Origin of the sequence: Streptomyces sp. WMMC940, assembly GCF_027460265.1 — a bacterium.
GTDB lineage: Bacteria > Actinomycetota > Actinomycetes > Streptomycetales > Streptomycetaceae > Streptomyces.
On sequence record NZ_JAPZBC010000001.1, the window covers coordinates 1,161,924 to 1,185,264 of the forward strand.

The window sequence follows — 23,341 nt, forward strand, 5'->3', positions numbered from 1 at the left end:
GCGATGGACGATGTGATCGCGACGATGGCCGCCCGGCTCGTGGAGGTGCGGGGCGTACGAGCCGTCGTCCTCGGAGGCAGCCGGGCCCGCGGGGCGCACCGGCCCGGCTCGGACTGGGACCTGGGCGTGTACTACCGCGGCGGTGTCGATGTGGCGGGCCTCGTCCGGCTGGCCGGGGAGCTGACCGGCGCGCCCGTGGAGGTCGCCGGACCCGGTGGGTGGGGGCCGTGGGTGGACGGCGGCGCCTGGCTGACCGTGGACGGGGTCGGCGTCGACTGGATCCTGCGCGATCTGGACCGGGTGGAGCGGGTCTGGGCGGACTGCCGGGCAGGGCGCTACGAGGTCGGTGTGCAGGCCGGGCACCCGCTGGGGTTCTGGTCGCCCGCGTATCCCGGCGAGGTGGCGCTGTGCCGGGTTCTCGCCGACCCCGCGGGCGAGGTGACGGCGCTTCGGGCGGAGACGGCGGCGTACCCGGAACCACTGCGCGAGGCCCTGGTCGGGGCGGCGTGGGAGGCCGACTTCTCGGTGGCCGCCGCGGCGAAGTCCGCGCCGGGCGGGGACGTCCTGCACGTCGGGCTGTGCCTGTCGAGGGCCTTCGGCGTGCTCGTGCAGTCCCTCCACGCGTACCACCGTGTCTGGTGCCTCAACGAGAAGGGGGCGCTGGGCACCGCGGCCGACCTGCCCGGGGCCCCGCAGGACCTCGCCCACCGGATCGGTACGGCGCTGCGCGGCCTCGACCCCGAGGCGGTCGCCTCGGCCGCGGACCTGACGGCGGAGATCCGCGGGGCCCTGGTCCTGCCGTGACCGGCGGGCCAGGACGGGAACGGCACCCGGCGCGTACGGGATCGTCTGCCTCACGCCCTCGGCAACGGCACCCGGGACACGCGTGACCACCCGACCTCACGCCCTCGGCATCCTCCTGCTCCCTACTCCGCGCCGGAGACGAGGAGTTCGTGGACGAACCGTGCCGTCGTCGCGTCCCGCGCCGCCGTGAACGGCAGCGCGTTGCCGCCCGTGACGCGGAACCGGTCGCCGGTCAGCGTCAGGTCCGTACCGCCGGCCTCCTCCACGAGCAGCAGCCCCGCCGCGTGGTCCCACGCGTTCTCCCAGGAGAAGGCGACCGCGTCGAGCTCGCCGCGCGCCACCGCGAGGTACTCCAGGCCGGCGGAGCCGCACGGCCGGGAGTGGACGCCCTCGTTCCGGAGCGCGAGGAGGGCACGCTTCTCCCGGGGCGTCGTGAAGTCCGGGTGGGACATGGCCACCTGGAGGACCTGGCCTGGCTCCGGCGCGCCCGACCGTATCCCCGTGCCGTCGACGCGGGCGCCGTGGCCGCGGACCGCGACCGCCATCTCGTCGAGCGCCGGCGCGTACGTCCACGACGCCAGCACCTCGCCGTGCCGGGCCAGCGCGACGAGCGTGCAGAAACCCGGGTCGCCGTGGACGAACTGACGGGTGCCGTCGACGGGGTCGACGATCCACACCGGCGCGTCGCCCCGGAGCGCCTCGTACACCGTCGGGTCCGCGTGGACCGCCTCCTCGCCCACGACGACCGAACCGGGCAGCAGGGCCGTCAGGGACGCCGTCAGGTGTTCCTCGGCGCTGCGGTCGGCGACGGTCACCAGGTCGTGCGGGCCGTTCTTCTCGACGATCTCGTGGACGGCGAGCTGGCGGAAGCGCGGCATGATCTCGGAGGCGGCCGCCTTGCGCACCGCCTCCTCGACCAGGGCGAGGTTCGCGGACTCCCAGGGGTCTCCGGTCGTCCCGGACAGAAACTCTTCGGTCATACGTCCAGCTAAGCACGCCGGACCGACATTCCCGCCGCCGCCCGATGACCGGTCGGCGGACACCTGGCCGACTCCCGGCGACGCCGGGGTGAACGCCCTGCCGGCTCGGCGGCCCACCGCACAGCCCTGCATGCCGCGCGGGTTGGCCTCGGCGGACGGCGCACCGGTCCCCGGGTCCCGTGCCACCGCGCACAGCCCGCCCTCCGACCGGGGCCGGCCGACCGTGATGTGTGGCCGTGGCGGCGCAGATCCGCCACGGTCTCCGGGTCCGTCCGGGACTCCACGGTGACGGACCCCGGGCGCGTGCCGCGCGGATAAAACGAGCCGGGGAAGCTGTCGTTGTGCCAGTCGGGGTGTCGATCGCGCTCTGCGGGTCGAGCCCGCCCCGAACCCCGGCGCGCAGCGCCGCGGTGCCGGCGCGCGGTTCCCGCACGCCCCGGGCGGCGTACGCAGCCGCGCATCGCCTCGCGCGGGCCGGCGCCGGCCGGACGATGCCTCCGTGCGGCAGGGGGCGGCGGCCGCCCGGAGTTCCGGATGGTCAGGTGGCCTTCGGCACGCGGTCGGCCGTCCCGCGCCGCGTCCTCGCCCGGTGCGGCCCGTCCTCGCTCAGTGCCCCGCGTCCTCGCTCAGCGCGCCCCGGACGAGCAGGAGCAGGGCGTCGGTGAGCTCCTCGGCCGGCGAGCCGGTGGCCAGGCGGCGGAGCTGGAGTCCGGTGACGAGGGCGACGGTGTGGGCGGCGAGGCGCTGGGGTTCGGGCACGCCGAGGGCCGTGAGGATCTGGACGGCGAGGCGGTCGTACGCGCCGAAGCACTCGGCCGCGGCCTCGCGCAGCCGTTCGTCCCGGCCCGCCTGGATGTAGAGCTCGAAGGGCGCGATGTGCTCGCTGTCGAAGACCGTGCCGTCCGCGACCTGGGCGGCCAGCGCGGCCGCGCCGTCGATGTCCACGCCCTCCGCCTCGCCCGCGTCGGCGAGTTCCGTGAAGCGACGCGTTTCCTCGTGGACGAAGTACAGCAGCGACTCGCGCAGCAGTTCGTGCTGGCTGGAGAAGTGGTACGTGACCGAGCCGAGGGAGACCCCGGCCTCCTTGGCGATCCGCCGGTTGGTGACCGCGGCGATGCCGTCCTGGCCGATGATGCGCAGGACGGCGCGAATGATGCGCTGCCGGGTCGGGGGTATGGCGGGTGCGGCGGGCTCCGCGGAGGCGCTGGTCTGGCTGGGCATGCGGGTCATTGTTCCACCGGGGCGCTCCTCGTCCTCAGCGGGTCGGGGCAGTGCTCGTACCATCGCCGGTCGGCCTCCAGCTGGGCGGCGAGCGCGATCAGCGGTTCCTCCGTGCCCTCCGGTCCGAGCAGTTGCGCGCCGACGGGCAGACCGTCGGAGGTGAAGCCCGCGGGGACGTTGACGCCCGGCCAGCCGAGGACGTTCCAGGGCCAGGCGTACGGGCAGACGGCGGCCATGGCGGCGTTGGTGCGCCAGGCGCTGAGGCCGTCGAAGGCGCCGATGCGCGGCGGGGGTGCGGCGGTGGTCGGGGTCAGCAGCACGTCGTAGGTGTCGAACAGCGCGCCGATACGGCGGTGCTGGCGTGCCTCGCGAGCGCGGGCGGCGCGGACGATCGGCCCGCCGAGCAGCCTGCCGTTGCGCAGTGCCGTGCGGGTGCGCGGGTCGAGCAGCGCCGGTTCGGGGTGGAGGGCGGCGTACTCGGCGACGCCCGCGGTGCCCCGGGAGACGAAACCGAGGCCCATCAGCCCGTAGCGGGGCCGCGCCTCCTCGACGTGGTGGCCGAGCCGGGCGAGGGCCTCGGCGAGGTCGGAGACGGCGCGCCGCACCTCGGGGTGGGGCCGGGCGCCGCTGAGGGTGAACGGCGGCCGCCAGGCGAGGGCGACGCGCAACCGGCCGGGTTCGCGGCGGGCGGCCGCAGAGGCGTCGACGGCGTCGGGCCGGTGCAGGTCCTCGGGGTGGGAGCCCTGGACGGCGTCGAGCAGCAGCGCGGCGTCGGCGACGGTACGGGCCAACGGGCCGTTGACCGTGAGTCCGTGGAAGGCGTCGCTGTGGGGGTGCAGTGAGACTCGGCCGCGCTGCGGCTTGATGCCGACGAGATGGGTCCAGGCGGCCGGGATGCGGATGGAGCCGCCGCCGTCCGAGCCGAGGGCCGCGGGCACCAGGCCCGCCGCGACGGCGGCCGCGGAGCCGCCCGAGGACCCGCCGGGGGTGTGGTCCGTGGACCAGGGGTTGCGGGTGGCGCCGAAGGCGGGACCCTCCGTGAACGGCCACTGCCCGAGCTCGCAGGAGTTGGTCTTGCCGACGATCACGGCGCCGGCCGCGCGCAGCCTCCGTACGGCCTCGCCGTCGGCGACCGCGGGGGCCCGCTCGCCCCGGCAGCCGAAGTGGGTGGGCAGCCCGGCCACGTCCGTGTCGTCCTTCACGGCGAGGGGCACGCCGAGCAGCGGTGCCCGCTCTCCCACCGCCAGGCGCCGGTCGGCGTCCTCGGCCTCGGCGAGGGCGGCCTCGGCGCGGACGTGCCGGAAGGCGTTGAGGGTGGGCTGACTGGACTCGATGCGCCCGAGCGCAGCCCTGACCAGTTCCACCGAGGTGGTCTGGCCTTCCCTCAGTTTCCGGGCCTGCTCGGCGAGGCCGGAGAAATCCGCTGTGGACATGACCACCCTGCGCTCCTTATCGTTCGTTCGAACGAACAGAACTGGAGGGTAACCAGATGCGCATCAACGGATCAACCGTTCTCCTCACCGGTGTCACCGGCGGTATCGGCACCGCGCTGGCCGCGGAACTCTCCAGGCGGGGCGCCCGGTTGATCCTGACGGGGCGCCGTCGCGACGCCGTCGAGCCGCTGGCGAAGGAGTACGGTGCGCGTGCCGTCGTCGCCGATCTGGCCGACCCCGAGGACGTGGAGCGCCTCGCCGCCGAAGCGGCGGGGACGGAGATCCTGCTGGCCAACGCCGCGCTGCCGTCCAGCGGCGAACTGCTCGACTACGCCCCCGGCCAGATCGACCGCGCCCTGGCGGTCAACCTCCGCGCGCCGGCCATGCTGGCCCGGCTGCTCGCCCCGGCCATGGTCGAGGCGCGCCGGGGCCATCTCGTGTTCGTGGGCTCCATCTCGGGCAAGACGGCGACCAGGCATTCCGCGCTCTACAACGCGACCAAGTTCGGTCTGCGGGGCTTCGCGCTCGGGCTGCGGCAGGACCTGCACGAGCACGGGGTCGGGGTGTCGCTCGTGCAGCCCGGATTCGTCCGGGACGCGGGGATGTTCGCCGCGACCGGCGCCGAGCCGCCCGCGGGAATGCGGACCGTCTCGCCCCGTCAGGTCGTCACTGGGGTGGTGCGCGCCATCGAGCGCAACCGGGCCGAAGTGAACGTCGCACCGCCGGAGATGAGGATCCTGAGCGCGATCGGCGGACAGTTCCCCGGCTTCTCCGAGCGCGTCCAGCGCCGTTCGGGGGGAGCCGAGCGCACGGTCCGCACGATCGTGGCGGCCCAGCGCGACAAGCGCTGAGGCCGCCGCCGGCCCGCCCCGTACACCACCCCCGTACGGGGCGGGCGTTGCCGACGCCCGGGGGCCCGGACCGCTGGGGAGCGGTCCGGGCCCCCGGGTCACGTCCTCAGCGGTGCCTTTCGCGTTCCGGCAGCATCAGCAGCGTGTACAGCAGCAGCGAGGCGGCGAGTCCCACCGCCCAACCGTAGTCCGCGAGCGGCTTCAGGAACGGGATCAGCCCCTCCTCGGGGAACGGGCCCTTCCCGGGGGCGGAGTGGGAGCCGCCGACGGCCAGGATCCCGCCGACGGCGAACGCCGCGACGGCGCGCCAGTTCCAGCCGGACGAGTACCAGTAGCGGCCCTCCGGGCGGTAGAGGTCCGCCAGCTCCAGGCGGGTGCGGCGGACGATCCAGTAGTCGGCGATCAGGATGCCGGCGACCGTGCCGAGCAGCCCGCCCACCAGACCGAGCCAGGTGAAGATGTAGAGCTCGGGCGTCTCGGTCAGCTTCCACGGCATGATGACCACGCCGACCACACCCGTGATCAGCGCCCCGGTGCGGAAGTTGATGAACCGCGGGGCGAGGTTCGCCAGGTCGTACGCGGGGGACACGACGTTCGCCGCGATGTTGACGGAGATCGTCGCGATCAGCACGGTCACCAGGGCGAACAGCAGGCCGAAGACGTTGTCCGTCTTGGCAGCGAGCTGCACCGGGTCCCAGATCGGCACGCCGTAGACGGCCTGGGACCCGGAGGTGACGAACACCGAGAGCAGCGCGAACAGCGTCATGGTCGTGGGCAGTCCCAGCGTCTGGCCCCAGACCTGGGCGCGCTGGCCGGCGCCGAAGCGGGTGAAGTCCGGGATGTTCAGGGACAGGGTGGACCAGAAGGCGATCATGCCCATGAGGGAGGGGAAGAACACCGGCCAGAAGTCCTCGCCCCAGCCGAGCTCGGAGGGCTGGTCGAGCAGCGGGCCGAAGCCGCCGGCCTTCATCGCGATCCAGACCAGCAGCACCAGCGCGCCGACGATGACGAACGGAGCCGCCCAGTTCTCGAAGCGGCGCAGCGTCTCCATGCCCCGGTAGATGATGGCGAGTTCCACCGCCCAGAAGACGACGAAGCAGAGCCACAGCGTCCAGGGCTGGCCCGCGATCTCGGCCACCTCGGCCCAACCGCCGAAGATGGTGCCGAGCAGGACGAAGATGCCCTGCCCGCCGATCCAGGTCTGGATGCCGAACCAGGCGCAGGCGACGGCGGCCCTGGTCAGTGCGGGGAGGTTGGCACCGCGCAGCCCGAAGGAGGCGCGGGCGAGCACCGGGAAGGGGATGCCGTACTTCGGACCGGCGTGGCCGGTGAGGAGCATCGGGAACAGCACGATCACGTTCGCCAGCGCGATGGTGAACACGGCTTGTTTCCAGTCCATGCCGAGCGCCACGAGCCCGGAGGCCAGCAGCCAGGACGGGATGTTGTGGGCCATCCCGATCCACAGCGCGGCGAAGTTGTACGTGGTCCAGTGGCGGTTGGCGAGGGGTACGGGAAGCAGGTCGTCGTTGACGAAGCGGCCTCCGGCGGGGACCGCCCCGGGTGCGAGTTCGACCCGGCCCTGGGAGTCGGTGACCGGGCCGGAGTCGGAAGGCGGAGGGGAGGGCGCCGGGGGAACGGTCGCGGTCATGGCCTTGACCCTTCAGCAGAGGTCGGGCGGTCGCGTGGGGGGGGTCGGTGCCCGTCAGCGGTCGAGTGCGGGGATGATCTCCGCGCCGTAGGCGTCGATCGTCGATTCCTTCGCGTCGTGCATGTTGTAGACGGCGAACTGGTCGACGCCCAGGTCCCTCAGATGCCTCAGCTTCTCGATGTGTGCCTCCGCGGGGCCGAGGAGGCAGAACCGGTCGACGATCTCGTCGGGCACGAAGTCCGTGGACGGGTTCCCGGCCCGGCCGTGGTGGCTGTAGTCGTATCCCTGCCGCTCCTTGATGTACGCGGTCAGGGCCTCCGGCACCATGTCCGAGTGCTCCCCGTAGCGCGAGACCAGATCGGCGACGTGGTTGCCGACCATCCCGCCGAACCAGCGGCACTGGTCGCGGGCGTGTTGGAGGTCGTCGCCCACGTACGCCGGGGCGGCCACGCAGACGGTGATCGCGTCCGGGTCGCGGCCGGCGTCGACGGCCGCCTCCCGTACCGCCTTGACCATCCACTCGGTGAGGTAGAGGTCGGCGAGCTGGAGGATGAAGCCGTCGGCCTTCTGTCCGGCGAGGGCGAGCGCCTTCGGCCCGTACGCCGCCATCCACACGGGCAGCCGGCCGTCCCGCACCCACGGGATGCGTACGGGCTGCCCGTCGACGACCGCCTCGCGCCCCTCGGCGAGGTCGCGGATGACGTCGATCGCCTCGCCCAGCCGGGCCAGGGTGTTGGGCTTGCGGCCGGCCACCCGCATCGCGGAGTCACCGCGGCCGATGCCGCAGACGGTGCGGTTGCCGAACATGTCGTTCAGGGTGGCGAAGGTGGAGGCCGTCACCTCCCAGGTCCGGGTCCCGGGGTTGGTGACCATCGGGCCCACGTGCATCTTCTGTGTGTGTTCCAGGATCTGGCTGTAGACGACGAACGGCTCCTGCCACAACACCGCCGAGTCGAACGTCCAGCCGTAGCGGAAGCCGTTGCGTTCCGCGCGCCGCATCAGACCGACGACCGCCGAAGCGGGCGGGTCCGTCTGCAGGACGAGTCCGAAGTCCACCGGGACCTCCTGGGTCGGGTTCCGCTAGTTCAGGTACTGGCAGGTCGAGCGGGGGGTGAACGCGCCGTGGCCGGCCCGTCCGACGAACTCCCGCCGCTCGATGACGAGTTCGCCCCGCGAGAGCACGGTCTCGACCCGGCCGGTGATCCGCTTGCCCTCGTAGGCCGAGTAGTCGACGTTCATGTGGTGGGTCCCGGCCGAGATGACCTGCTCCGCGTGCGGGTCGTACACGACGATGTCGGCGTCGGCGCCCGGCGCGATGGTGCCCTTCTTCGGGTAGAGGCCGAACATCCGGGCGGGCGCGGCGCAGGCGATCTCGATCCAGCGGCGCCGTGAGATATGGCCGTCGAGGACCGCCTGGTGCAGCAGGTCCATCCGGTTCTCCACGCCCGGCAGCCCGTTGGGGATCTTGGAGAAGTCGCCGCGGCCGAGGTCCTTCTGCCCGGAGAAGCAGAACGGGCAGTGGTCGGTGGAGACCACCTGGAGGTCGTCGGTCCGCAGCCCGCGCCAGAGCGCGGCCTGGTGCTCCTTCGGCCGCAGTGGAGTGCTGCAGACGTACTTGGCGCCCTCGAAGTCCGGTTCGGCGAGGTTGTCGGTGGACAGGAACAGGTACTGCGGGCAGGTCTCGCCGAAGACCGGCAGGCCCTTGTCCCGGGCGGCGGCGAGTTCGGCCACGGCCTCCTCGGCGGAGACGTGGACGACGTACAGCGGCGCGCCGGCGACCCGGGCGAGCTGGACGGCCCGGTGCGTGGCCTCGGCCTCCAGCAGCACCTTGCGGACCTCGCCGTGGTGGCGGGGGTCGGTCTCGCCGCGGGCCAGGGCCTGTTCGACGAGGACGTCGATCGCGATGCCGTTCTCCGCGTGCATCATGATCAGCCCGCCGTTGGCGGTGCCGCGCTGCATGGCGCGCAGGATCTGCCCGTCGTCGCTGTAGAAGACGCCGGGGTAGGCCATGAACAGCTTGAAGGAGGTGACGCCCTCCTCGACGAGCAGGTCCATCTCCTTCAGCGACGACTCGTCGACGTCGGAGAGGATCATGTGGAAGCCGTAGTCGATCGCGCAGTTGCCGTCGGCCTTGGCGTACCAGGCGTCGAGTCCCTCGCGCAGGGTCTGGCCCTTGGCCTGGACGGCGAAGTCCACGATGGTGGTGGTGCCGCCCCAGGCGGCGGCCCGGGTACCGGTCTCGAAGGTGTCGGACGCGAAGGTGCCGCCGAACGGCAGCTCCATGTGGGTGTGCGCGTCGACCCCGCCCGGGATGACGTACTTCCCGGTGGCGTCGACGGTGCGGTCGGCGGTCCAGCTCTCGGCGGCGGTGGACCCGTGGGCCGCGAGCGCGGCGACGCGGCCGTCCTCGACCAGGACATCGGCGTGGGTCTCGTCGGCGGCCGTGAGGACGAGTCCGCCGCGGATCAGTGTGCGGTTGCTCATGGTCTTCCCCTCGCGTGGACTAGAGGCTGCGCAGGGTGCGTTCGAGGATCGAGGCGCCTTCCTCCGCCTCGGCGACGGTGAGGGACATCGGCGGCGCGATCCGCAGCACGCTGGTGTTGTGGGCGCCGCCCTTGCCGATGAGCAGTCCGCCTTCGCGCGCCGCTTCGAGCGCGGCGGCGGCCGCCTCCGGGGACGCCTCGTCGGTGCCGGCCTTGACCAGTTCGATGCCGATCATCAGTCCGCGTCCACGCACCTCGCGCACGGCGGGTACGCCGGCGGTGATGGCGCGGAGCCGTTCGATGAGCAGTCCGCCGACGCGCCGCGCGTTGCCCTGCAGATCGTGCTCCAGCAGGTACGAGAGGTTCGCCAGGCCCGCGGCCGCGGTGACGGGTGAACCCCCGAACGTGGAGATGGAGTTGGCGTCGATGCAGTTCATCACCTCGGCCCGGGCCACCACACCGCCCAGCGACATGCCGTTGCCGATGCCCTTGGCGAAGGTGAGGACGTCCGGCGGGCCGTTCTCCGCGTGTGCCTGCCAGCCCCAGAAGTGTTCCCCGGTCCTGCCCCAACCGGTCTGCACCTCGTCGGCGATCCACAGGATCCCGTGCCGGTCGAGGACCTCGCGGAACGCGGCGTACAGCCCGTCCGGCGGGGAGGTGAAGCCGCCGACGCCCTGGATCGGCTCGGCGATCAGCGCGGCCACGTCGTGGGTGTGGCCGAGCAGGTCCTCCAGGTCGGCGACGCACGCTTCGACGAACTGCGCGTCGGAGAGCCCCGCGTAGGGACCGCGGGTGCGCACGCCCCCGTGCACGTACAGGGTCTGCACCGGGGAGAGCGTCGTCGGCGACCACGAGCGGTTGCCGGTGACGGAGACGGCCGAGAAGGAACGGCCGTGGTAGCTGTTGCGCATGGCCAGGATCTGGCCGGACCTGCGGTACGCGGTGGCCAGCAGCAGTGCGGTGTCGTTGGCCTCGGTGCCGGAGGTGGTGAAGAAGACCCGGGCGTCGGGGATGCCGGACAGGGCGGCGATGCGCTCGGCCAGCTCCACCATGGGGCGGTTGAGGTAGAGCGTCGAGGAGTGGATGATCCGCCCGGCCTGCTCGCTGACGGCCTTGGTGACCTCGGGGAGGGCGTGGGCGGTCATGGTGGTGAGGATGCCGCCGAAGAAGTCCAGGTAGCGGTTGCCGTCCGCGTCCCAGACGTGCCGGCCCTCGCCGTGGGTGATCTCCATGGGCCGCCGGTAGTACAGCGCGGCCCAGTCGGGGATGACGGCGCGGTGCCGCTCGTACAGGTCGCTCACGGCCGGACCAGCCCCTCGTACGCGTCCGGCCGGCGGTCGCGGTAGAAGGCCCACTGCTGCCGCACTTCGTCGATCAGGTCGAAGTCGAGGTCCCTGACGATCAGTTCCTCCTCCTTGTCGCTGGCGACGTCGCCGACGAACTGGCCGCGCGGGTCGACGAAGTAGCTCGTGCCGTAGAAGTCGTTGTCGCCGTACTCCTCCTGGCCGACCCGGTTGATGGCGGCGATGAAGTACTCGTTGGCGACGGCAGCCGCGGGCTGCTCCAGCTGCCAGAGGTACGCGGAGAGCCCCCGGGAGGTGGCCGACGGGTTGTAGACCAACTGGGCTCCACCGAGACCCAGTTGACGCCAGCCTTCCGGGAAGTGGCGGTCGTAGCAGATGTAGACGCCGACCCTGCCGACGGCGGTGTCGAAGACCGGCCAGCCGGCGTTTCCGGGCCTGAAGTAGTACTTCTCCCAGAATCCCTTGACCTGGGGGATGTGGTGCTTGCGGTACTTGCCGAGATAGCCGCCGTCGGCGTCGATCACCGCGGCGGTGTTGTAGTAGAAGCCGGAATCCTCGACCTCGAAGACGGGGACGACGACCACCATCCCGGTCTCGCGGGCGAGGTCCCGCATGCGCTGCACCGTGGGGCCGTCCGGGACGGGCTCCGCCCAGCGGTAGTGCTCGGGCTCCTGCACCTGGCAGAAGTACGGGGCGTTGAAGACCTCCTGGAACCCGATGACCTTGGCGCCCTGCCGGGCCGCCTCACGGGCGTGCTCCTCATGCTTGGCGATCATGGATTCGGTGTCGCCGGTCCAGGTGGCCTGGACGAGTGCGGCGCGTACGACGTTGGTCATGAGCTGCTCCTTCGACAAGACGTCAGAGCCTCTACGCACGTAGACGCGATGCGTAGGAGGAGAACCTAAGCCCCGCCACACACTGGGGCAAGACCATCGTCGTCAACCCGCAGTGTCGATCATGTTTCGCACCCGAGCGGTCGACATACAGCGTATACCGTACTTTTTCAGGCACTCAGCAGACCGGCAACGCGCAGCGCATGCACCAGATCGCGCTCGCGGCCGGGCGACACCGCACGGGCGGCGGAGAGCAGTTGCGGGACGAGGCGGTGGGGGTCGGCGGCGGCGATCCGCGCGCCTTCCTCCGGGGTGCGGACCCGGAGGAAGGCCGCGAGCAGCGCGTCCGCCTCGCGGCGGCCGCCCGCGTCGCCGAGCGCGAGGACGGCGTCGGCGATCTCGCCGGCCGGGCGGGCGACGCCCTGGCGCAGCAGCCGGCCGCAGTCCTCGTCGCGGCCCGCCCCGGCGAGGGCGCCGGCGGCCTCGGCCAGCCGCTCCGGCGGCAGCGAGGCCACCTCCCAGAGGAGAGTGGGCCAGTCGGCGCCGAGCCCGCAGCGGTGCAGCTCGGCGGCGAGCAACGGCAGCCGGGCCGCGGGCCCCGACGCCGCCTCGCACAACAGGACGTGGGCCTCCCCGCCCCGGCCGGCGGCACGCAGCCGCCCCAGCGTGGCGACGGTCGCCAGCGCGGCGCGGCGGTCCTCCTCGCCGGCGGGCGCGGTCGCCTTCCGGCCGGCCGGAGCGGCCGGTTCCGCGTCCGCAGCCCCGCGGAACCGCGCTCCGCGCGGCCGCACCGCGGTGACGGGCTGCTCCGGCAGGCCGGGCACGGGTTCGGCCCCGGCCTCCTCCGCCTCCTCGTCCAGCCAGGCGTACCGGGCCCCGCGCGGTCGCCGTCTGCCCCCTCGGCGCGCCTCGCGCCCGGGGGCACGTCCGGCATCGGGCGCGCCTCCTCCGGGGGCCTGCGGCGCCTCGTCGACGCTCTCCCCGGATGCGTCCCGGCCACCCTGAGTACCGGGTGAGGAAGGCACTCTCCCCCAACCCTCCGCCGCACCGGCGTCCGCCACGGGACGCGCCCACGCCCCGGTACCACCGGCCCCGGACGACGTCCCACCCGAATCCCGCCCGGCAGCGCCGCCGTCCGCGCCCCCCGCCCCGGCAGGGGCCTGTGTTCCGAGCGGCGCCGGGCCTCGGAGGTGTCCGGCCCACGGCCGCGACCCACCCTCCGCGGCGCCCGGTTCCGCGGTCGGTACCGCGCTCCGGGCCGCGTCAGGGCCGGGGTCCGGTGCCGAGGGGTTCGCGCCGAACACCCGGGCAGATGCTGCCGGATCGCGGGAGCCGGGCACCGGGGCCCGGCCCAGGTCGTACGGTGCCCGACCCGAGGGGGGTCCCGGAGGCTGCGCGAGCGCGGCGATGCGGGTGGCGAGTTCGGCGCAGCGCGAGGTCGCCCGGGTGTGGTCGTCGTTGGCCCAGGAGAGATCGTGGGCGAGGTCCCGGTACGCGGGGCTGCCCTCGGGGACGGAGGACAGCCGGCGCAGCAGCTCTCGGCCGCGCTCGGCCGCGTGGGCCTGTTCGCGGCGCATCAGTTCCAGCCGCTCCCGGAGTGCTTCGCCGCCACCCGGGCGGCGGTCGTGCGCGGTCGCCGCGGCGGCGTGCAGGCCACGGGCGTGCAGCATCTCCTCGTCGTCCGCCGCGAGATCGTGGAGGAGCGACTCCACCACGTCCCACGGCGGGACCTCCGCGCCCCGCAGACACGCCGTCAGCCCGTCGGGGTCGCGGCGCCAGAAGACCCCGCACCAGCCGCTCTCCGCGTCGAGCCGCCCCGTCACCGTCCTGAAGTAGCGCGCGAAGTCGCCCACCTGGTGGGGGAGTTGATGCTCCGCCATTGCCTGCCCGCCCTCCGCCTCGGGTTCGCAGGCATTCGACCCCAGTCGTGTTACGGGACGGCTACGCGCAGTTTTCGCGGACGGTGCGGATCGCTCAACGTGTCCGGAGCGTCACCGCGATACCGGTGTGCGGCCGCTTCCCCAGCCGTACGACCGCGGCGGGCACGTCCACGAGCCAGAACTGCCAGGTGTACTTGCGGCTCAGCAGCTTCCTGACCTTCCTGAGGTCGGCGCCGTCGAGCAGCCGCGCCGCGCCCTCCACGGTCTCGGCGCCTTCCTCGACCCTGCCGCGCACGTCGCACGCGGCCACCACGACCCGGGCGTCCCGACGCAGGCGCTTGACCTTCCACGAGTCGGAGCGGGTCCAGACGTACAGTTCACCGTCCTCGACGGCGAACCACACGGGCGTGGCGACGCCCGTGCCGTCCTTCCGGAAGGTCGTGAGGCTGATGTACTTCGCGCGGTCGAGCTGCTGGAGGTCCACGGGCGCGAGACTACGCCCAGGAGCACCGTCGGGGAATCGCGGACCGGCGGGGAACGGACCCCCTGCGAACGGATCGGCGGCGATCAGGGCGGGCCGCCGCCGGGGCCCTTGCCGAGAGCTCGCGGGCCGCGGGCCCGCCGGTCCCTCACACGGGGGCGAGGGTCCTCACACGGGGGGCTCCTCACACGGGGGCGAGCGCGCAGCGCGTCACGAGGTCGTCCATGGACAGTCCGAGGGCGCCGGCCAGGGCCGCCACGGTGAAGAACGCGGGGGTCGGGGCGCGGCCCGTCTCGATCTTGCGCAGCGTCTCGGCGGAGATTCCCGCGGTCGCGGCGATCTCCACCATGCTCCGCGGGCCGCGGGCCTCGCGCAGCAACCGCCCGAGGCGCTCGCCGCGTTCGCGCTCTGCGGGGGTGAGGGGCGTACGAACCATGGCGTCATTCTAATACCAGTGCAACCGGTAGGGTATTTGGTGCGACGGAGATCGGGGCAGCTGCCTCACCGGACGCCGGACGCGCCCCCGGTCCCGTCGTGGTCCGGGCCCTCGCGCACGCCGGCGAGGGCCCGGGCCACGACGGGCGTCACTGCGCGCCCCGAACCGGACCGCCTCACGGCCTGATGTCGTCGCACGCGATCGGCAGATGGCGGGGACCGCGCAGCACCGCGTTCTGGCGGTACTCGGGCGGGTCCTCCAGCAGCCGGGGGTTGACCAGCCTGCGGGCGAGTTCGCTCAGCGCGAGCTGCGCCTCCTGCCGGGCGAGGGGCGCGCCGAAGCAGCTGTGGATGCCGCTGCCGAAGCCCAGGTGCTCGATGTCCTTGCGGTCCGGATCGAAACGGTCGGGGTCCTCGAAGCGCAGCGGGTCGCGATTGCCCGCCGCCACCACCAGCCACAGCGAGGCGCCCTTCGGGATGGTGACCCCGGCGATCCCGATGTCCGCGAGGGTCGTGCGGTTCGGCACCAGCTGCACCGGCGGTTCGAAGCGCAGGAGTTCCTCCACGATCGGGACGGACAGGCCCGGGTCCTCCCGCAACCGGTCGAGCACGTCCGGGTTCCGCAGCAGCGTCAGCATGCCGTTGGTGATCAGGTTCACCGTCGTCTCGTGACCGGCGATCAGCAGCAGCGCGGCGGTGCTGAGCAGTTCCATCGTCGTCATCGAACCGTCCGGCCCCTTGAGGGTGGCCAGTTCGGACAGCATGTCCCGCTGCGGGTTCTTGCGCCGTTCCTCGATCAGCCCGGCCAGATACATGCCCAGCTCCGTACGGGCCTTCGCAGCGATCCTGTTCCGCTCGGTCGGGTCCTCCCCGGGCATCGGGTCCAGGCTGGCCGCCAGGGTGTCGGCCCAGCCGTGGAAGCGCGACTCGTCCTCGCGCGGGACACCGAGCAGCCGGCAGATCACGGTCACGGGGAACGGGTACGAGAACTGCTCGACCAGGTCGATACGGTCCGTGCCGCCGATGCCGGCGATGAGGTCCGAGACGATCCCGCCGAGTTCGCCGCGCATCTCGTGGACCCGGCGCGGCTCGTGGGGCGGCCCGAAGGAGGTGTTGGTCATGCGGCGCAGCCGGTCGTGCTCCGGGGGGTCGAGCCGGATGAAGCTGGGCGGCAGGGCTGTCTCCTCCTCCTGCTGCTGCAGGTCGGGACCGGCGGCCTGGGTCATGTTGCGGGCGTCGGAGCTGACCCGGGGGTCGTGCAGGAGGCTCAGGATCTCGTGGTAGGTGCTGACGACGTACGCGCCGTCGCCGTCGTCGAGCACCGGCGTCTTCCGGAGCTCCGCGTACAGGGGGTACGGGTCGTGGCGGTTCTCGTACTCGAGGACCTGCCGCAGGAGGCTTCCTTGGGTCATGTCGGGTCCTTGTGCTCGCTCGCGGCGTCAGTGCCGGCCGGGGGTGAAGGTCATGCGCCGGTCGGCCGGCGAATAGCCGCTGAGGGTGACGGTGGGGCCGTGGGTGGGCACCGACGGGTCCGGGAAGTCGGCCGGAACCGGCCGTGCTCCCTCGGGGCGGCGGTCCACCGTCGGGAACGGCGGCGGGAAGGGCGCCGTCGTCTCGATCAGATGCTCGTAGAACGGCAGCCAGCGCGCCTGGTCGAACGTGACGGCGCCGATGACCCGGTCCTGGTAGCCGTACACCCCGACGAACCTGCGTTCGGCCAGCGACCCCTGGGAGATCAGGAGCTCCGTGCCCATGGACGGCACGCCCACCGACTTGATGTTCACACCGAACTGGGAGGACCAGAAGGCCGGGACCCACATGTGGGGACGGCGGTCGACGCTCTCGCAGAGCATGTTGTGCGCAGCGGTCTCGGCCTGGCTGACGGCGTTGCCCCAGTGCTCCAGGGACAGGAACTGGTACCCGAACAGCGGGTGCGGCGACCGCGCCACGTCACCGGCGACGAAGATGTCGTCGGTGACGATGCCCCGGATGTCGAACGCCCGGCAGCCGGCGTCGCAGGCGATGCCCCGGGGGCCCGCTCCGAGCCCCGATCCGGCGAGCCACTCCGTGTTGCGCGTCGCGCCGAGCGAGACGACCACGACGTCGGTCTCGACGGAGGAGCCGTCGGAGAGATGGGCGGCGCGCACCCGCCCCGCCGAGTCGTCCTCCAGCCCGGTCACCATCACGCCCGTGCGCAGGTCCACCCCGTGCTCGCGCTGGAGCTGTGCGGCCACCTCGCCCACGACCCCGCCGAGCGCGCCCACGAGAGGCGCGGCACCGCGTTCGGCGACGGTCACCGCGATCTCCCGCTCACGGCAGGCGGAGGCGATCTCCGATCCGGTGAAACCCGCACCGATGACGAAGACCCGGCGGGGCCCGTCCGCGAGCCGCTTCTGCAGCGCGGTCGCGTCGTCGCGGGTCCGCAGGACGAAGACCCCGTCGAGCTCGGCCTCGCGTTCGTGCGGCCACGGCCGGGCGCGGACCCCGGTGGCGATCAGCAGCCGGTCGTACTCCAGCTCCTCGCCGTCGGCCAGCCGTACGCGCTTGGCCGCCATGTCGAGTCCGGTGGCGGCGACTCCGAGCCGCCAGTCGGCGTCGAGGGCCCGGCGCCGGGGCAGCGCGGTGTGGTCCGCCGTGGTCCTGCTGAGCAGAACGCCCTTGGACAGCGGGGGGCGGTCGTACGGCTCGTAGGGCTCGTCGCCGACCATCGTCAGGGTGCCGGCGAAGCCCTCGTCCCGCAGGGTCTCGGCCGCCCTGAGGCCGGCGAGGGACGCGCCGACGACGACGATGCGCCCCTCGCGCTTGAGGCGTTCGAGGTATCCGTCAGCGGGCATCGGACGCCTCCCCGGCGGTCACGGTCTCGTCGGACCGGTCCAGGAGGATGGCCTGGACGGGGCAGGCCGTCACGGCCCGGACCACGTCGTCCCGTTGCGCCTCGTCAGGCCGGGGCTTGTACAGCAGCGCTTCCTCGCCGTGCATCTCGAAGACGTCCGGAGCGAGGAAGGCACACTGCGCGTACCCCTGGCACCGGTTGAGATCGACAACAACTCTCACCACGGATCAGCCCTTCCCGTGCCTCGTCACTCCCCCGGGACCAGCATGCGAGCGCCGACGCGGTACCGCTCGCCGTGGCGCGCCGAACGAGTGAGCGGGCGGAGGCGGAGCGGGGTCCCGGACGGACCGGGCGCGCCGGACCGGGCAGGCGGTCCGGGGTGGCCCCGGGGCGGGCCGGACCGGGCCGCGCGTCGGAAGGCCGGGGCGGCCGGACGCGACGGGTTCAGGCCACGTCCGCCGGCTGCGGCCGGGATCTCATCCGGACCCGGAGCAGATGGACGCTGATCAGCACGGACCAGACCGGGAAGACCAGTTCCGACCACGGGAAGCCGGGCCCCGCGAACAGCAGCACCAGGCCGGCCGCGTACCCGATGAGGACCATCGGGCGGGGGATCATGCCGAGCCGGTGGCCGATGGTCGAGGTCGCGAAGATGAAGACGGCGGCCATCCGCATCGAGTAGGTGGTCAGCAGCGTGTAGGCGAAGTTGCGTCCGAAATCCGAGGGCTGCTGGTCGTCGAGGATGCTGCCCGCGGCCGACGCGGCACCGAACATCGTCGCCACGAACACCAGACCGCTGCCGAGGAACACCGTCGCGACGAACTTGTCCTCCCGCTCCCCGACCTGGGCGCGCAGGGCGCCCATGAACCACAGGAAGAAGATCCCGGCGAACGGGACCAGTTCCAGGGCCGTGCGCACGGCGCGCCGGCGGTCGGGGCTCAGGGCGTCGCCACCCGTGCCGGCGGCGCCCTCGGGGATCGCCAGCCGCATCAGCACGATCGCGGCGGCCAGCAGCACCGCGAACACGATCCCGGCCAGTCCCGCGGCGCGGGGGGTGCGCAGTCGCTCCCGGTTCGGCTCCATGGGCTGCTCGCTTTCTGTCCCTACCAGCAAGCAGCGGGAGGGCGGCGGCGCGCCACCGGGGCCGCCCGTGAGAGTGACCCCGGCACCGGCGCCGGGGTCACTCGCTGGGCACCGCTCTGCGGGGTGCCCGACGGGCGGATCTACGGGGTGCCCGACGGGCGGACGACCATCGCCGAGCCGCCGCCCCGGCGTTCCCTCTCCGCCGCGGCCAGCCAGCGGCCGTCCGGAAGCCGCTGCACCCCGGTCACGGCGCCGATCTCCGGGTTCTGGCGGAAGGCGTGGCCCAGGGCCTGGAGCTCGGACCTGAGCGGGCTGTTCCACAGCCCGGGTTCGAGTTCGGTGGTGGGCTGGTTGCGCTGGCTGGCGCGCGGCGCGGCGATCGCGTCGACCAGGGGCAGACCGCGATCGACGACGCCGGTGAGCGTCTGCAGGACGGTGGTGATGATCGTCGCGCCGCCCGGGGAGCCGAGGGCCAGCACGGGACGGGCGCGCTCGTCCAGGACGATCGTCGGGGACATCGAGGACCGCGGCCGCTTGCCGGGGCCGGGGAGGTTCGGGTCGTGGACGGCCGGATCGGCGGGGGCGAAGGAGAAGTCCGTCAGCTCGTTGTTCAGGAGGAAGCCCCGGCCGGGCACGGTGATACCGCTGCCGCCGGTCGACTCGATCGTCAGGGTGTAGGCGACGACGTTGCCCCACCTGTCGGCGACGGTGAGATGGGTGGTGTTCTCGCCCTCGTACGTCGTCGGCGCTGCCCTGCCCCCGGACGCGCACGGCCTCGGGTCGCGCGGGTCGCCGGGCGCGAGCGGGCTGGTGAGGACGGCGTCGTCGCGGACGAGGCAGGCCCGGCTGTCGGCGTACCGCTGGGAGAGCAGCTCGCGCACCGGGACGTCCTCGAACGCCGGGTCGCCGACCCAGCGCCCCCGGTCGGCGAAGGCGATCCGGCTCGACTCGATGAAGCGGTGCAGGTACTTCGCCTCGGACAGGCCGGAGAGGTCGGTGCCCTCCAGGATGTTGAGCGCTTCGCCGACGCCGGTGCCGCCGGACGACGAGGGGGCCATGCCGTAGACGTCGAGCCCCCGGTACGACACCCTCGTCGGGTACCTGCGCACCGTCTCGTACGAGGCGAGGTCGCGCAGGGTGAGGTCACCGGGCCGTACGACGCGGGTGGCGCCCTCGCGCACCTCCGGGGCACGCACGGTGTCGACGATGTCGCGGGCGACGGCGCCCCGGTAGAGGACTCCGGTGCCCTTGCGGCCGATCTCCGCGTAGGTACGGGCGAGATCGGGGTTCTTGAAGACCGAGCCCGGCTCCGGCAGCCGGCCGCCGGGCAGGAACAGCTCGGCGCTGGCCGGGAAGTCCCGGAACCGGGCCTCGTTCGCCCGCGTCTGGCTGCGGAAGGTCTCGTCGACGACGAAGCCTTTCCTCGCCAGCCGCTCCGCGGGCTTCAGCAACTGCGCGAGCGGGCGGCTGCCCCAGGCGGCGAGCGCCGCGTCCCAGGTCGCGGGTGTGCCGGGGGTGCCGACGCCGAGACCACTGGTGACGCCCTCCTCGAACGGGATGGGCTTGCCGTTCTCCTGGAACAGGGCGGCGTCCGCCGAACGCGGTGCGGTCTCGCGCCCGTCGATGGTGTGGACCCTGCGCTGCTCGGCGTCGTAGTGGACGAAGTAGCCGCCACCGCCGATGCCGGCCGAGTACGGCTCGGTGACCCCGAGCGCCGCGGCCGTGGCGACGGCCGCGTCCACGGCGTTCCCGCCGCGTCTGAGCACCTCGACGCCGACCGCGGACGCGTCCGGGTCGACGCTCGCGACCGCGCCCCCGTAGCCGGCGGCCACGGGCTCCTTCACCGGTGTGGGCGCCCGGTCTAGTGCCTGCTGCGTCGGCGGTGCGGCCGCACCGGCCGTGAGCACGGCCAGGGCGACGGCGACGGTGACCGGAGCGTGACGGACGACTCTGCGACGCATGCGTACCTCCATCCGGCGGACGTCCGCGCAGCGTAACGTCACCACGCGCTCGCCGTCAGGAACACATCAGGACCACATCGGGACTGCTTCGGACCACATCGAACATTGTTCCGCCCGGACCGCTAGCATGCGCGCCCATGAATGAAGACCTGCGCAACATCGTGCTCGGAGTCGTGGCCGCCGGCGTCAGCGCCTTCCTCGGCTGGACGGTCCGGACCTACCTGTGGCGCCGCAAGCTCCGGCGCAAGCAGGCCTTCTTCGGTCTTCCCGGGAACTCCGAGTGCCTGCTCGTGGTCAACCGCGACGCCGGCTCGGACGGCGCCGTGCACCGCTTCGACGTGTTCGCGCTGCTGGAGCTCTCCGCGCTCATCAAGGACTGCGGGGCGAACGCTCAGATACTCCAGCACGACGTCGCCCAGCAGGGTTTCGGCGAGCGCACCGAGTTCTGCGTCGGGGGGCCGGGCTCCAACCGCCGGATGGCCGCCCATCTGAGCAGTCTGCTGCCCGGGGTGAAGGTCAACACGGACATGGAGGCGGGGCCGGACCGCGGTGCCTTCCGGATCGGTTCCGAGTGCCACCGGCTGGAGTCGGGCACCACCGAGTACGTGCTCCTCGCCCGGCTGACCGCGGGTGAGGGCGGCCGGCCGGTGTTCCTCTTCTGCGGCCAGCGCGCCATCACCAACCAGGCGGCGACCCGCTATCTGGCCCGGCACCACGAGAAGCTCGCCCGCAAGCACGGCGCGAACTCCTTCGTCCTGCTGCTGAAGGTCGTCAACACCCAGGCGTACGGTCCGGATGTCGTCGAGCTGGTCGCCGATGTGACCCGTGCGGCCCAGTCCCCGGCCCCTGCGGCCGCGCCGGACCCCGCTCCGGCGCCATCGCCGTCGCCGTCGCCGTCGCGCAGGTCCCACCGGGCGAAGAGCCAGTAGGGCAAGTTCTGCCCGCCCGGGCGGACGTCCGATGCCGTACCGGCGGGCGCCGCGGTTCGGCGCGGGCGGGGGTGAGCCCGTGGCCCCGCGTCACCCCTGGGTACCCGCCAGGGCCAGCGGCAGCGACTTCAGCCCGTTGATGAAGTTGGACACCAGCCGCCGGGGCACCCCGGCCGTGGCGTAGGGCGGCAGCAGGGCCCTCGCCTCCTCGTGCAGCACCCGGAGCTGGAGGCGCGCGAAGTGGGCGCCGAGGCAGACGTGCGGGCCGTCGCCGAAGGAGACGTGGGGGTTGGGGGTGCGGGTCAGGTCCAGGCTGTAGGGGGATCCGAAGACGCGGTCGTCGTAGTTGGCCGAGGCGTGGAGGACGACGACCTTGTCGCCGGCGCGGACGTCCTGGCCGGCGAGGGTCGTGTCGTGGGTCGCCGTGCGGCGGAACGAGAGCACGGGCGGGTGCCAGCGCAGCAGTTCCTCGACCGCGGTGTCCGGTGCCGCCTCGCCGGAGCGGAGGCGCCGCTGCTGGTCCGGGTGTTCGGCGAGGGCGAGGAAGCCACCGGGCGCGGCGCTGCGGACGGTGTCGTTGCCGGCGACGGTCAGCAGGAAGAAGAACATCTCCAGCTCGCCGTCGTGGAGTCCGCCTGTGGCGAGCGCGGTCATGACGTCGTCACCGGGCTTGCGGCGCTTGTACGCCGCGAGTTCGCGGGCGTAGTCGAACATCTCCTTGAGCATCGCGGGCGAGCGCGGGTCGACGGGTCTGCCGTCCGCGTCGAGTACGGGCGGCTCGTCCGGGTCCTGGTAGCCGATGACGCGCTCCGTCCACGTCAGCAGCAGCCCCCGGTCGCCCTCCGGGACGCCCAGCAGATCCGCGAGGTTGAGGAGGGCGTAGTCGTCGGTGACGGCTGTGACGAGGTCGACGACGGGGCCGGCCGCGCGGGCCGCGCCCAGCAGTTCCCGGGCCCGGGTGCGGGCGGCGGAGGTGAAGCGGTCGACCCGGCCGGGGGTGAAGGCCCGGCTGACGAGCCGCCGCAGCCGGCCGTGGTCGGGACGGCCCTCCCCCGCCGCGCCGGCGACCGGCCCCGGTCCGGCCGTGCGGCGGGGGCACGGGTCCTGGTTGAGCATCATGCGGCGGATGAAGGGCAGATCGGCCGGATCGGGGTCGCGGATCTGGGTGGCGCCGGTCCAGGACGAGTACGTCCGGGGCTCCTTGAGGACGTGCACGACGTCGGCGTGCCGGGCGACGGCCCAGAAGCCGGGCCCCGGGGGCCAGCCCAGCACCTCGTACTCGTCCTGCCAGGAGACGGGGTGACGGTCGCGCAGCTCGCGGAAGGCGGCGTGCGGCAGCCCGGACGCGTACTGGCGCGGGTCGAAGACGTCCGGGACGGGCGCGGTGCTCATGCGTCGGCCCGGAGGAAGTCCTCGACGATCCGGATCAGTTGCAGCGGCGTCTCGTCCATGGCGTAGTGCCCGGCGTGGGCCAGTTCGGCGAGTTCGCCGTGCGGGAACGAGCGCATCCAGGTGTCCCGCATCAGCCGGGCGTTGACGGCCGGGTCGAGGGCACCGGTGACGGCGAGCGCGGGGACGGCGGAGCCGTCCACCTCGGTGTGGAAGTCCTCGACGGCCCATGAGTCCAGCCAGACGCGGAAGGCCTTGGGATCGCTGCGCTCCACGGAACGGCGGACCATGCGGTCCAGCCAGGCGGCGGGCCGCACCGAGCCGGTGGTGAGGTCGATGATGGCCCGGCGGTTCTCCGGGCGTTCGGCGGCGTCGGCGAAGAGCCCCCACTGCTCGGGGGGCATCGGCAGCCCGTTGGCCGGGACCGGGGAGATGCCGACGATCCGCCGTACCCGGTCCGGCGCGAGGGCGGCGGCGCGCTGCGCCACGGCCCCGCCCATGGAGTGCCCGACGAGCGAGAAGCGGTCCCAGCCGAGGCGTCCGGCGAGGGCGAGGACGTCGGCGGCGCCCTCGGTCGTGGTGTAACCGCCCGGTGTGTCCATGGCCTCGCCGTAGCCGCGCAGGTCGACGACGGCGTAGGTGAACGACTCCAGGTCCAGGTCGGGGCGCACGGTGGCGTAGGCGTCGCGGTCCGCGAGCCAGCCGTGGACGGCGACGACCCGGTGCGGGCCGTCGCCGAGGAGCGTGTGCGGGAGCACGAAGGGTGTCAAGTCTTCTCCGTTCGCGGGTCAGC

At 73.1% G+C, this 23,341-nt stretch carries 21 protein-coding genes and 1 pseudogene; 3 read left to right on the forward strand and 19 right to left on the reverse strand.

All coding sequences use genetic code 11. From position 1 onward, the window contains the following. The first annotated feature begins 3 nt into the window (after positions 1 to 3). Positions 4 to 804, forward strand: coding sequence for a nucleotidyltransferase family protein (locus O7595_RS05215; protein ID WP_269727547.1), 801 nt, complete (start codon positions 4 to 6; stop codon positions 802 to 804). A gap of 122 nt (positions 805 to 926) precedes the next feature. On the opposite strand, the gene O7595_RS05220 is transcribed toward O7595_RS05215, so the two are convergent. The 4 genes and pseudogenes from O7595_RS05220 to O7595_RS05235 all read right to left on the reverse strand — a co-directional run bounded on the left by O7595_RS05220 (position 927) and on the right by O7595_RS05235 (position 4,438). Beyond that, positions 927 to 1,784 carry an inositol monophosphatase family protein gene (locus O7595_RS05220; RefSeq protein ID WP_269732371.1) on the reverse strand — a complete coding sequence of 286 codons (858 nt, stop codon included), beginning with the start codon at positions 1,782 to 1,784 and terminating at the stop codon, positions 927 to 929. A 108-nt stretch (positions 1,785 to 1,892) separates the two neighbouring features. Next, positions 1,893 to 2,190: pseudogene (locus O7595_RS05225) on the reverse strand (gamma-glutamyltransferase); the annotation flags it as partial. Between the two features lie 200 nt (positions 2,191 to 2,390). Beyond that, the gene (locus O7595_RS05230; RefSeq protein WP_269727548.1) at positions 2,391 to 3,005 is read right to left on the reverse strand and encodes a TetR/AcrR family transcriptional regulator; all 615 of its coding nucleotides are present in this window, start codon (positions 3,003 to 3,005) and stop codon (positions 2,391 to 2,393) included. Between the two features lie 5 nt (positions 3,006 to 3,010). Further along, positions 3,011 to 4,438: an amidase gene (locus O7595_RS05235; RefSeq protein ID WP_269727549.1), complete on the reverse strand. Its 1,428-nt coding sequence runs from the start codon at positions 4,436 to 4,438 to the stop codon at positions 3,011 to 3,013. A gap of 56 nt (positions 4,439 to 4,494) precedes the next feature. Between O7595_RS05235 and O7595_RS05240 the strand changes: the two genes are divergently transcribed. Continuing rightward, entirely contained in the window at positions 4,495 to 5,289 is a 795-nt protein-coding gene (locus O7595_RS05240; protein ID WP_269727550.1) for an SDR family NAD(P)-dependent oxidoreductase, read from the forward strand. 106 nt (positions 5,290 to 5,395) lie between these two features. Here O7595_RS05240 and O7595_RS05245 read toward each other — a convergent pair whose 3' ends face one another. From O7595_RS05245 to ggt, 13 genes are all read right to left on the reverse strand, one after another. Further along, positions 5,396 to 6,937, reverse strand: a complete 1,542-nt coding sequence (locus tag O7595_RS05245; protein WP_269727551.1) for an NCS1 family nucleobase:cation symporter-1 — start codon at positions 6,935 to 6,937, stop codon at positions 5,396 to 5,398. 54 nt (positions 6,938 to 6,991) lie between these two features. After that, a complete protein-coding gene (locus O7595_RS05250) occupies positions 6,992 to 7,993 on the reverse strand; it encodes a TIGR03842 family LLM class F420-dependent oxidoreductase (RefSeq protein ID WP_269727552.1) in 1,002 nt (333 codons plus the stop codon). Positions 7,994 to 8,017: 24 nt separating this feature from the next. Then, the gene (gene hydA, locus O7595_RS05255) at positions 8,018 to 9,421 is read right to left on the reverse strand and encodes a dihydropyrimidinase (RefSeq protein ID WP_269727553.1); all 1,404 of its coding nucleotides are present in this window, start codon (positions 9,419 to 9,421) and stop codon (positions 8,018 to 8,020) included. A gap of 19 nt (positions 9,422 to 9,440) precedes the next feature. Then, positions 9,441 to 10,721: an aspartate aminotransferase family protein gene (locus O7595_RS05260; protein ID WP_269727554.1), complete on the reverse strand. Its 1,281-nt coding sequence runs from the start codon at positions 10,719 to 10,721 to the stop codon at positions 9,441 to 9,443. Further along, complete coding sequence (locus O7595_RS05265; RefSeq protein ID WP_269727555.1) at positions 10,718 to 11,560, reverse strand: nitrilase-related carbon-nitrogen hydrolase; 843 nt, start codon at positions 11,558 to 11,560, stop codon at positions 10,718 to 10,720. Before O7595_RS05265 ends, O7595_RS05260 begins: the two co-directional genes overlap by 4 nt. A gap of 167 nt (positions 11,561 to 11,727) precedes the next feature. Then, positions 11,728 to 13,437, reverse strand: a complete 1,710-nt coding sequence (locus O7595_RS05270; protein WP_269727556.1) for a hypothetical protein — start codon at positions 13,435 to 13,437, stop codon at positions 11,728 to 11,730. 94 nt (positions 13,438 to 13,531) lie between these two features. Continuing rightward, positions 13,532 to 13,921: a PPOX class F420-dependent oxidoreductase gene (locus O7595_RS05275; protein ID WP_269727557.1), complete on the reverse strand. Its 390-nt coding sequence runs from the start codon at positions 13,919 to 13,921 to the stop codon at positions 13,532 to 13,534. A 181-nt stretch (positions 13,922 to 14,102) separates the two neighbouring features. Beyond that, on the reverse strand, positions 14,103 to 14,354 hold the full coding sequence (locus tag O7595_RS05280; protein WP_269727558.1) for a helix-turn-helix domain-containing protein: 252 nt from the start codon (positions 14,352 to 14,354) through the stop codon (positions 14,103 to 14,105). Positions 14,355 to 14,529: 175 nt separating this feature from the next. Then, positions 14,530 to 15,765 carry a cytochrome P450 gene (locus O7595_RS05285; protein WP_269727559.1) on the reverse strand — a complete coding sequence of 412 codons (1,236 nt, stop codon included), beginning with the start codon at positions 15,763 to 15,765 and terminating at the stop codon, positions 14,530 to 14,532. A 27-nt stretch (positions 15,766 to 15,792) separates the two neighbouring features. After that, positions 15,793 to 17,187: an NAD(P)/FAD-dependent oxidoreductase gene (locus tag O7595_RS05290; RefSeq protein ID WP_269727560.1), complete on the reverse strand. Its 1,395-nt coding sequence runs from the start codon at positions 17,185 to 17,187 to the stop codon at positions 15,793 to 15,795. After that, a complete protein-coding gene (locus O7595_RS05295) occupies positions 17,177 to 17,407 on the reverse strand; it encodes a ferredoxin (protein ID WP_269732372.1) in 231 nt (76 codons plus the stop codon). Before O7595_RS05295 ends, O7595_RS05290 begins: the two co-directional genes overlap by 11 nt. 223 nt (positions 17,408 to 17,630) lie before the next feature. Beyond that, positions 17,631 to 18,269, reverse strand: coding sequence for a hypothetical protein (locus tag O7595_RS05300; RefSeq protein WP_269727561.1), 639 nt, complete (start codon positions 18,267 to 18,269; stop codon positions 17,631 to 17,633). A gap of 140 nt (positions 18,270 to 18,409) precedes the next feature. Continuing rightward, the gene (gene ggt / locus O7595_RS05305) at positions 18,410 to 20,230 is read right to left on the reverse strand and encodes a gamma-glutamyltransferase (protein WP_269727562.1); all 1,821 of its coding nucleotides are present in this window, start codon (positions 20,228 to 20,230) and stop codon (positions 18,410 to 18,412) included. A 137-nt stretch (positions 20,231 to 20,367) separates the two neighbouring features. On the opposite strand from ggt, the gene O7595_RS05310 reads away from it, so the two are divergent. Continuing rightward, positions 20,368 to 21,159, forward strand: coding sequence for a hypothetical protein (locus tag O7595_RS05310; RefSeq protein ID WP_269727563.1), 792 nt, complete (start codon positions 20,368 to 20,370; stop codon positions 21,157 to 21,159). 90 nt (positions 21,160 to 21,249) lie between these two features. Here the strand turns inward: O7595_RS05310 and O7595_RS05315 are convergent, their stop codons facing one another. Next, positions 21,250 to 22,551 (reverse strand): cytochrome P450, encoded by a 1,302-nt coding sequence (locus tag O7595_RS05315; protein ID WP_269727564.1) that lies wholly within the window; start codon positions 22,549 to 22,551, stop codon positions 21,250 to 21,252. Further along, positions 22,548 to 23,318 (reverse strand): alpha/beta fold hydrolase, encoded by a 771-nt coding sequence (locus O7595_RS05320; RefSeq protein WP_269727565.1) that lies wholly within the window; start codon positions 23,316 to 23,318, stop codon positions 22,548 to 22,550. Before O7595_RS05320 ends, O7595_RS05315 begins: the two co-directional genes overlap by 4 nt. Positions 23,319 to 23,341 lie beyond the last annotated feature (23 nt).

Coding starts and splice junctions, on each gene's coding strand:
- O7595_RS05215 (WP_269727547.1), top strand. CDS start 4: ATGGACGATGTGATCGCGACGATGGCCGCCCGGCTCGTGGAGGTGCGG.
- O7595_RS05220 (WP_269732371.1), bottom strand. CDS start 1,784: ATGACCGAAGAGTTTCTGTCCGGGACGACCGGAGACCCCTGGGAGTCC.
- O7595_RS05230 (WP_269727548.1), bottom strand. CDS start 3,005: ATGCCCAGCCAGACCAGCGCCTCCGCGGAGCCCGCCGCACCCGCCATA.
- O7595_RS05235 (WP_269727549.1), bottom strand. CDS start 4,438: ATGTCCACAGCGGATTTCTCCGGCCTCGCCGAGCAGGCCCGGAAACTG.
- O7595_RS05240 (WP_269727550.1), top strand. CDS start 4,495: ATGCGCATCAACGGATCAACCGTTCTCCTCACCGGTGTCACCGGCGGT.
- O7595_RS05245 (WP_269727551.1), bottom strand. CDS start 6,937: ATGACCGCGACCGTTCCCCCGGCGCCCTCCCCTCCGCCTTCCGACTCC.
- hydA (WP_269727553.1), bottom strand. CDS start 9,421: ATGAGCAACCGCACACTGATCCGCGGCGGACTCGTCCTCACGGCCGCC.
- O7595_RS05265 (WP_269727555.1), bottom strand. CDS start 11,560: ATGACCAACGTCGTACGCGCCGCACTCGTCCAGGCCACCTGGACCGGC.
- O7595_RS05270 (WP_269727556.1), bottom strand. CDS start 13,437: ATGGCGGAGCATCAACTCCCCCACCAGGTGGGCGACTTCGCGCGCTAC.
- O7595_RS05280 (WP_269727558.1), bottom strand. CDS start 14,354: ATGGTTCGTACGCCCCTCACCCCCGCAGAGCGCGAACGCGGCGAGCGC.
- O7595_RS05285 (WP_269727559.1), bottom strand. CDS start 15,765: ATGACCCAAGGAAGCCTCCTGCGGCAGGTCCTCGAGTACGAGAACCGC.
- O7595_RS05290 (WP_269727560.1), bottom strand. CDS start 17,187: ATGCCCGCTGACGGATACCTCGAACGCCTCAAGCGCGAGGGGCGCATC.
- O7595_RS05300 (WP_269727561.1), bottom strand. CDS start 18,269: ATGGAGCCGAACCGGGAGCGACTGCGCACCCCCCGCGCCGCGGGACTG.
- ggt (WP_269727562.1), bottom strand. CDS start 20,230: ATGCGTCGCAGAGTCGTCCGTCACGCTCCGGTCACCGTCGCCGTCGCC.
- O7595_RS05310 (WP_269727563.1), top strand. CDS start 20,368: ATGAATGAAGACCTGCGCAACATCGTGCTCGGAGTCGTGGCCGCCGGC.
- O7595_RS05315 (WP_269727564.1), bottom strand. CDS start 22,551: ATGAGCACCGCGCCCGTCCCGGACGTCTTCGACCCGCGCCAGTACGCG.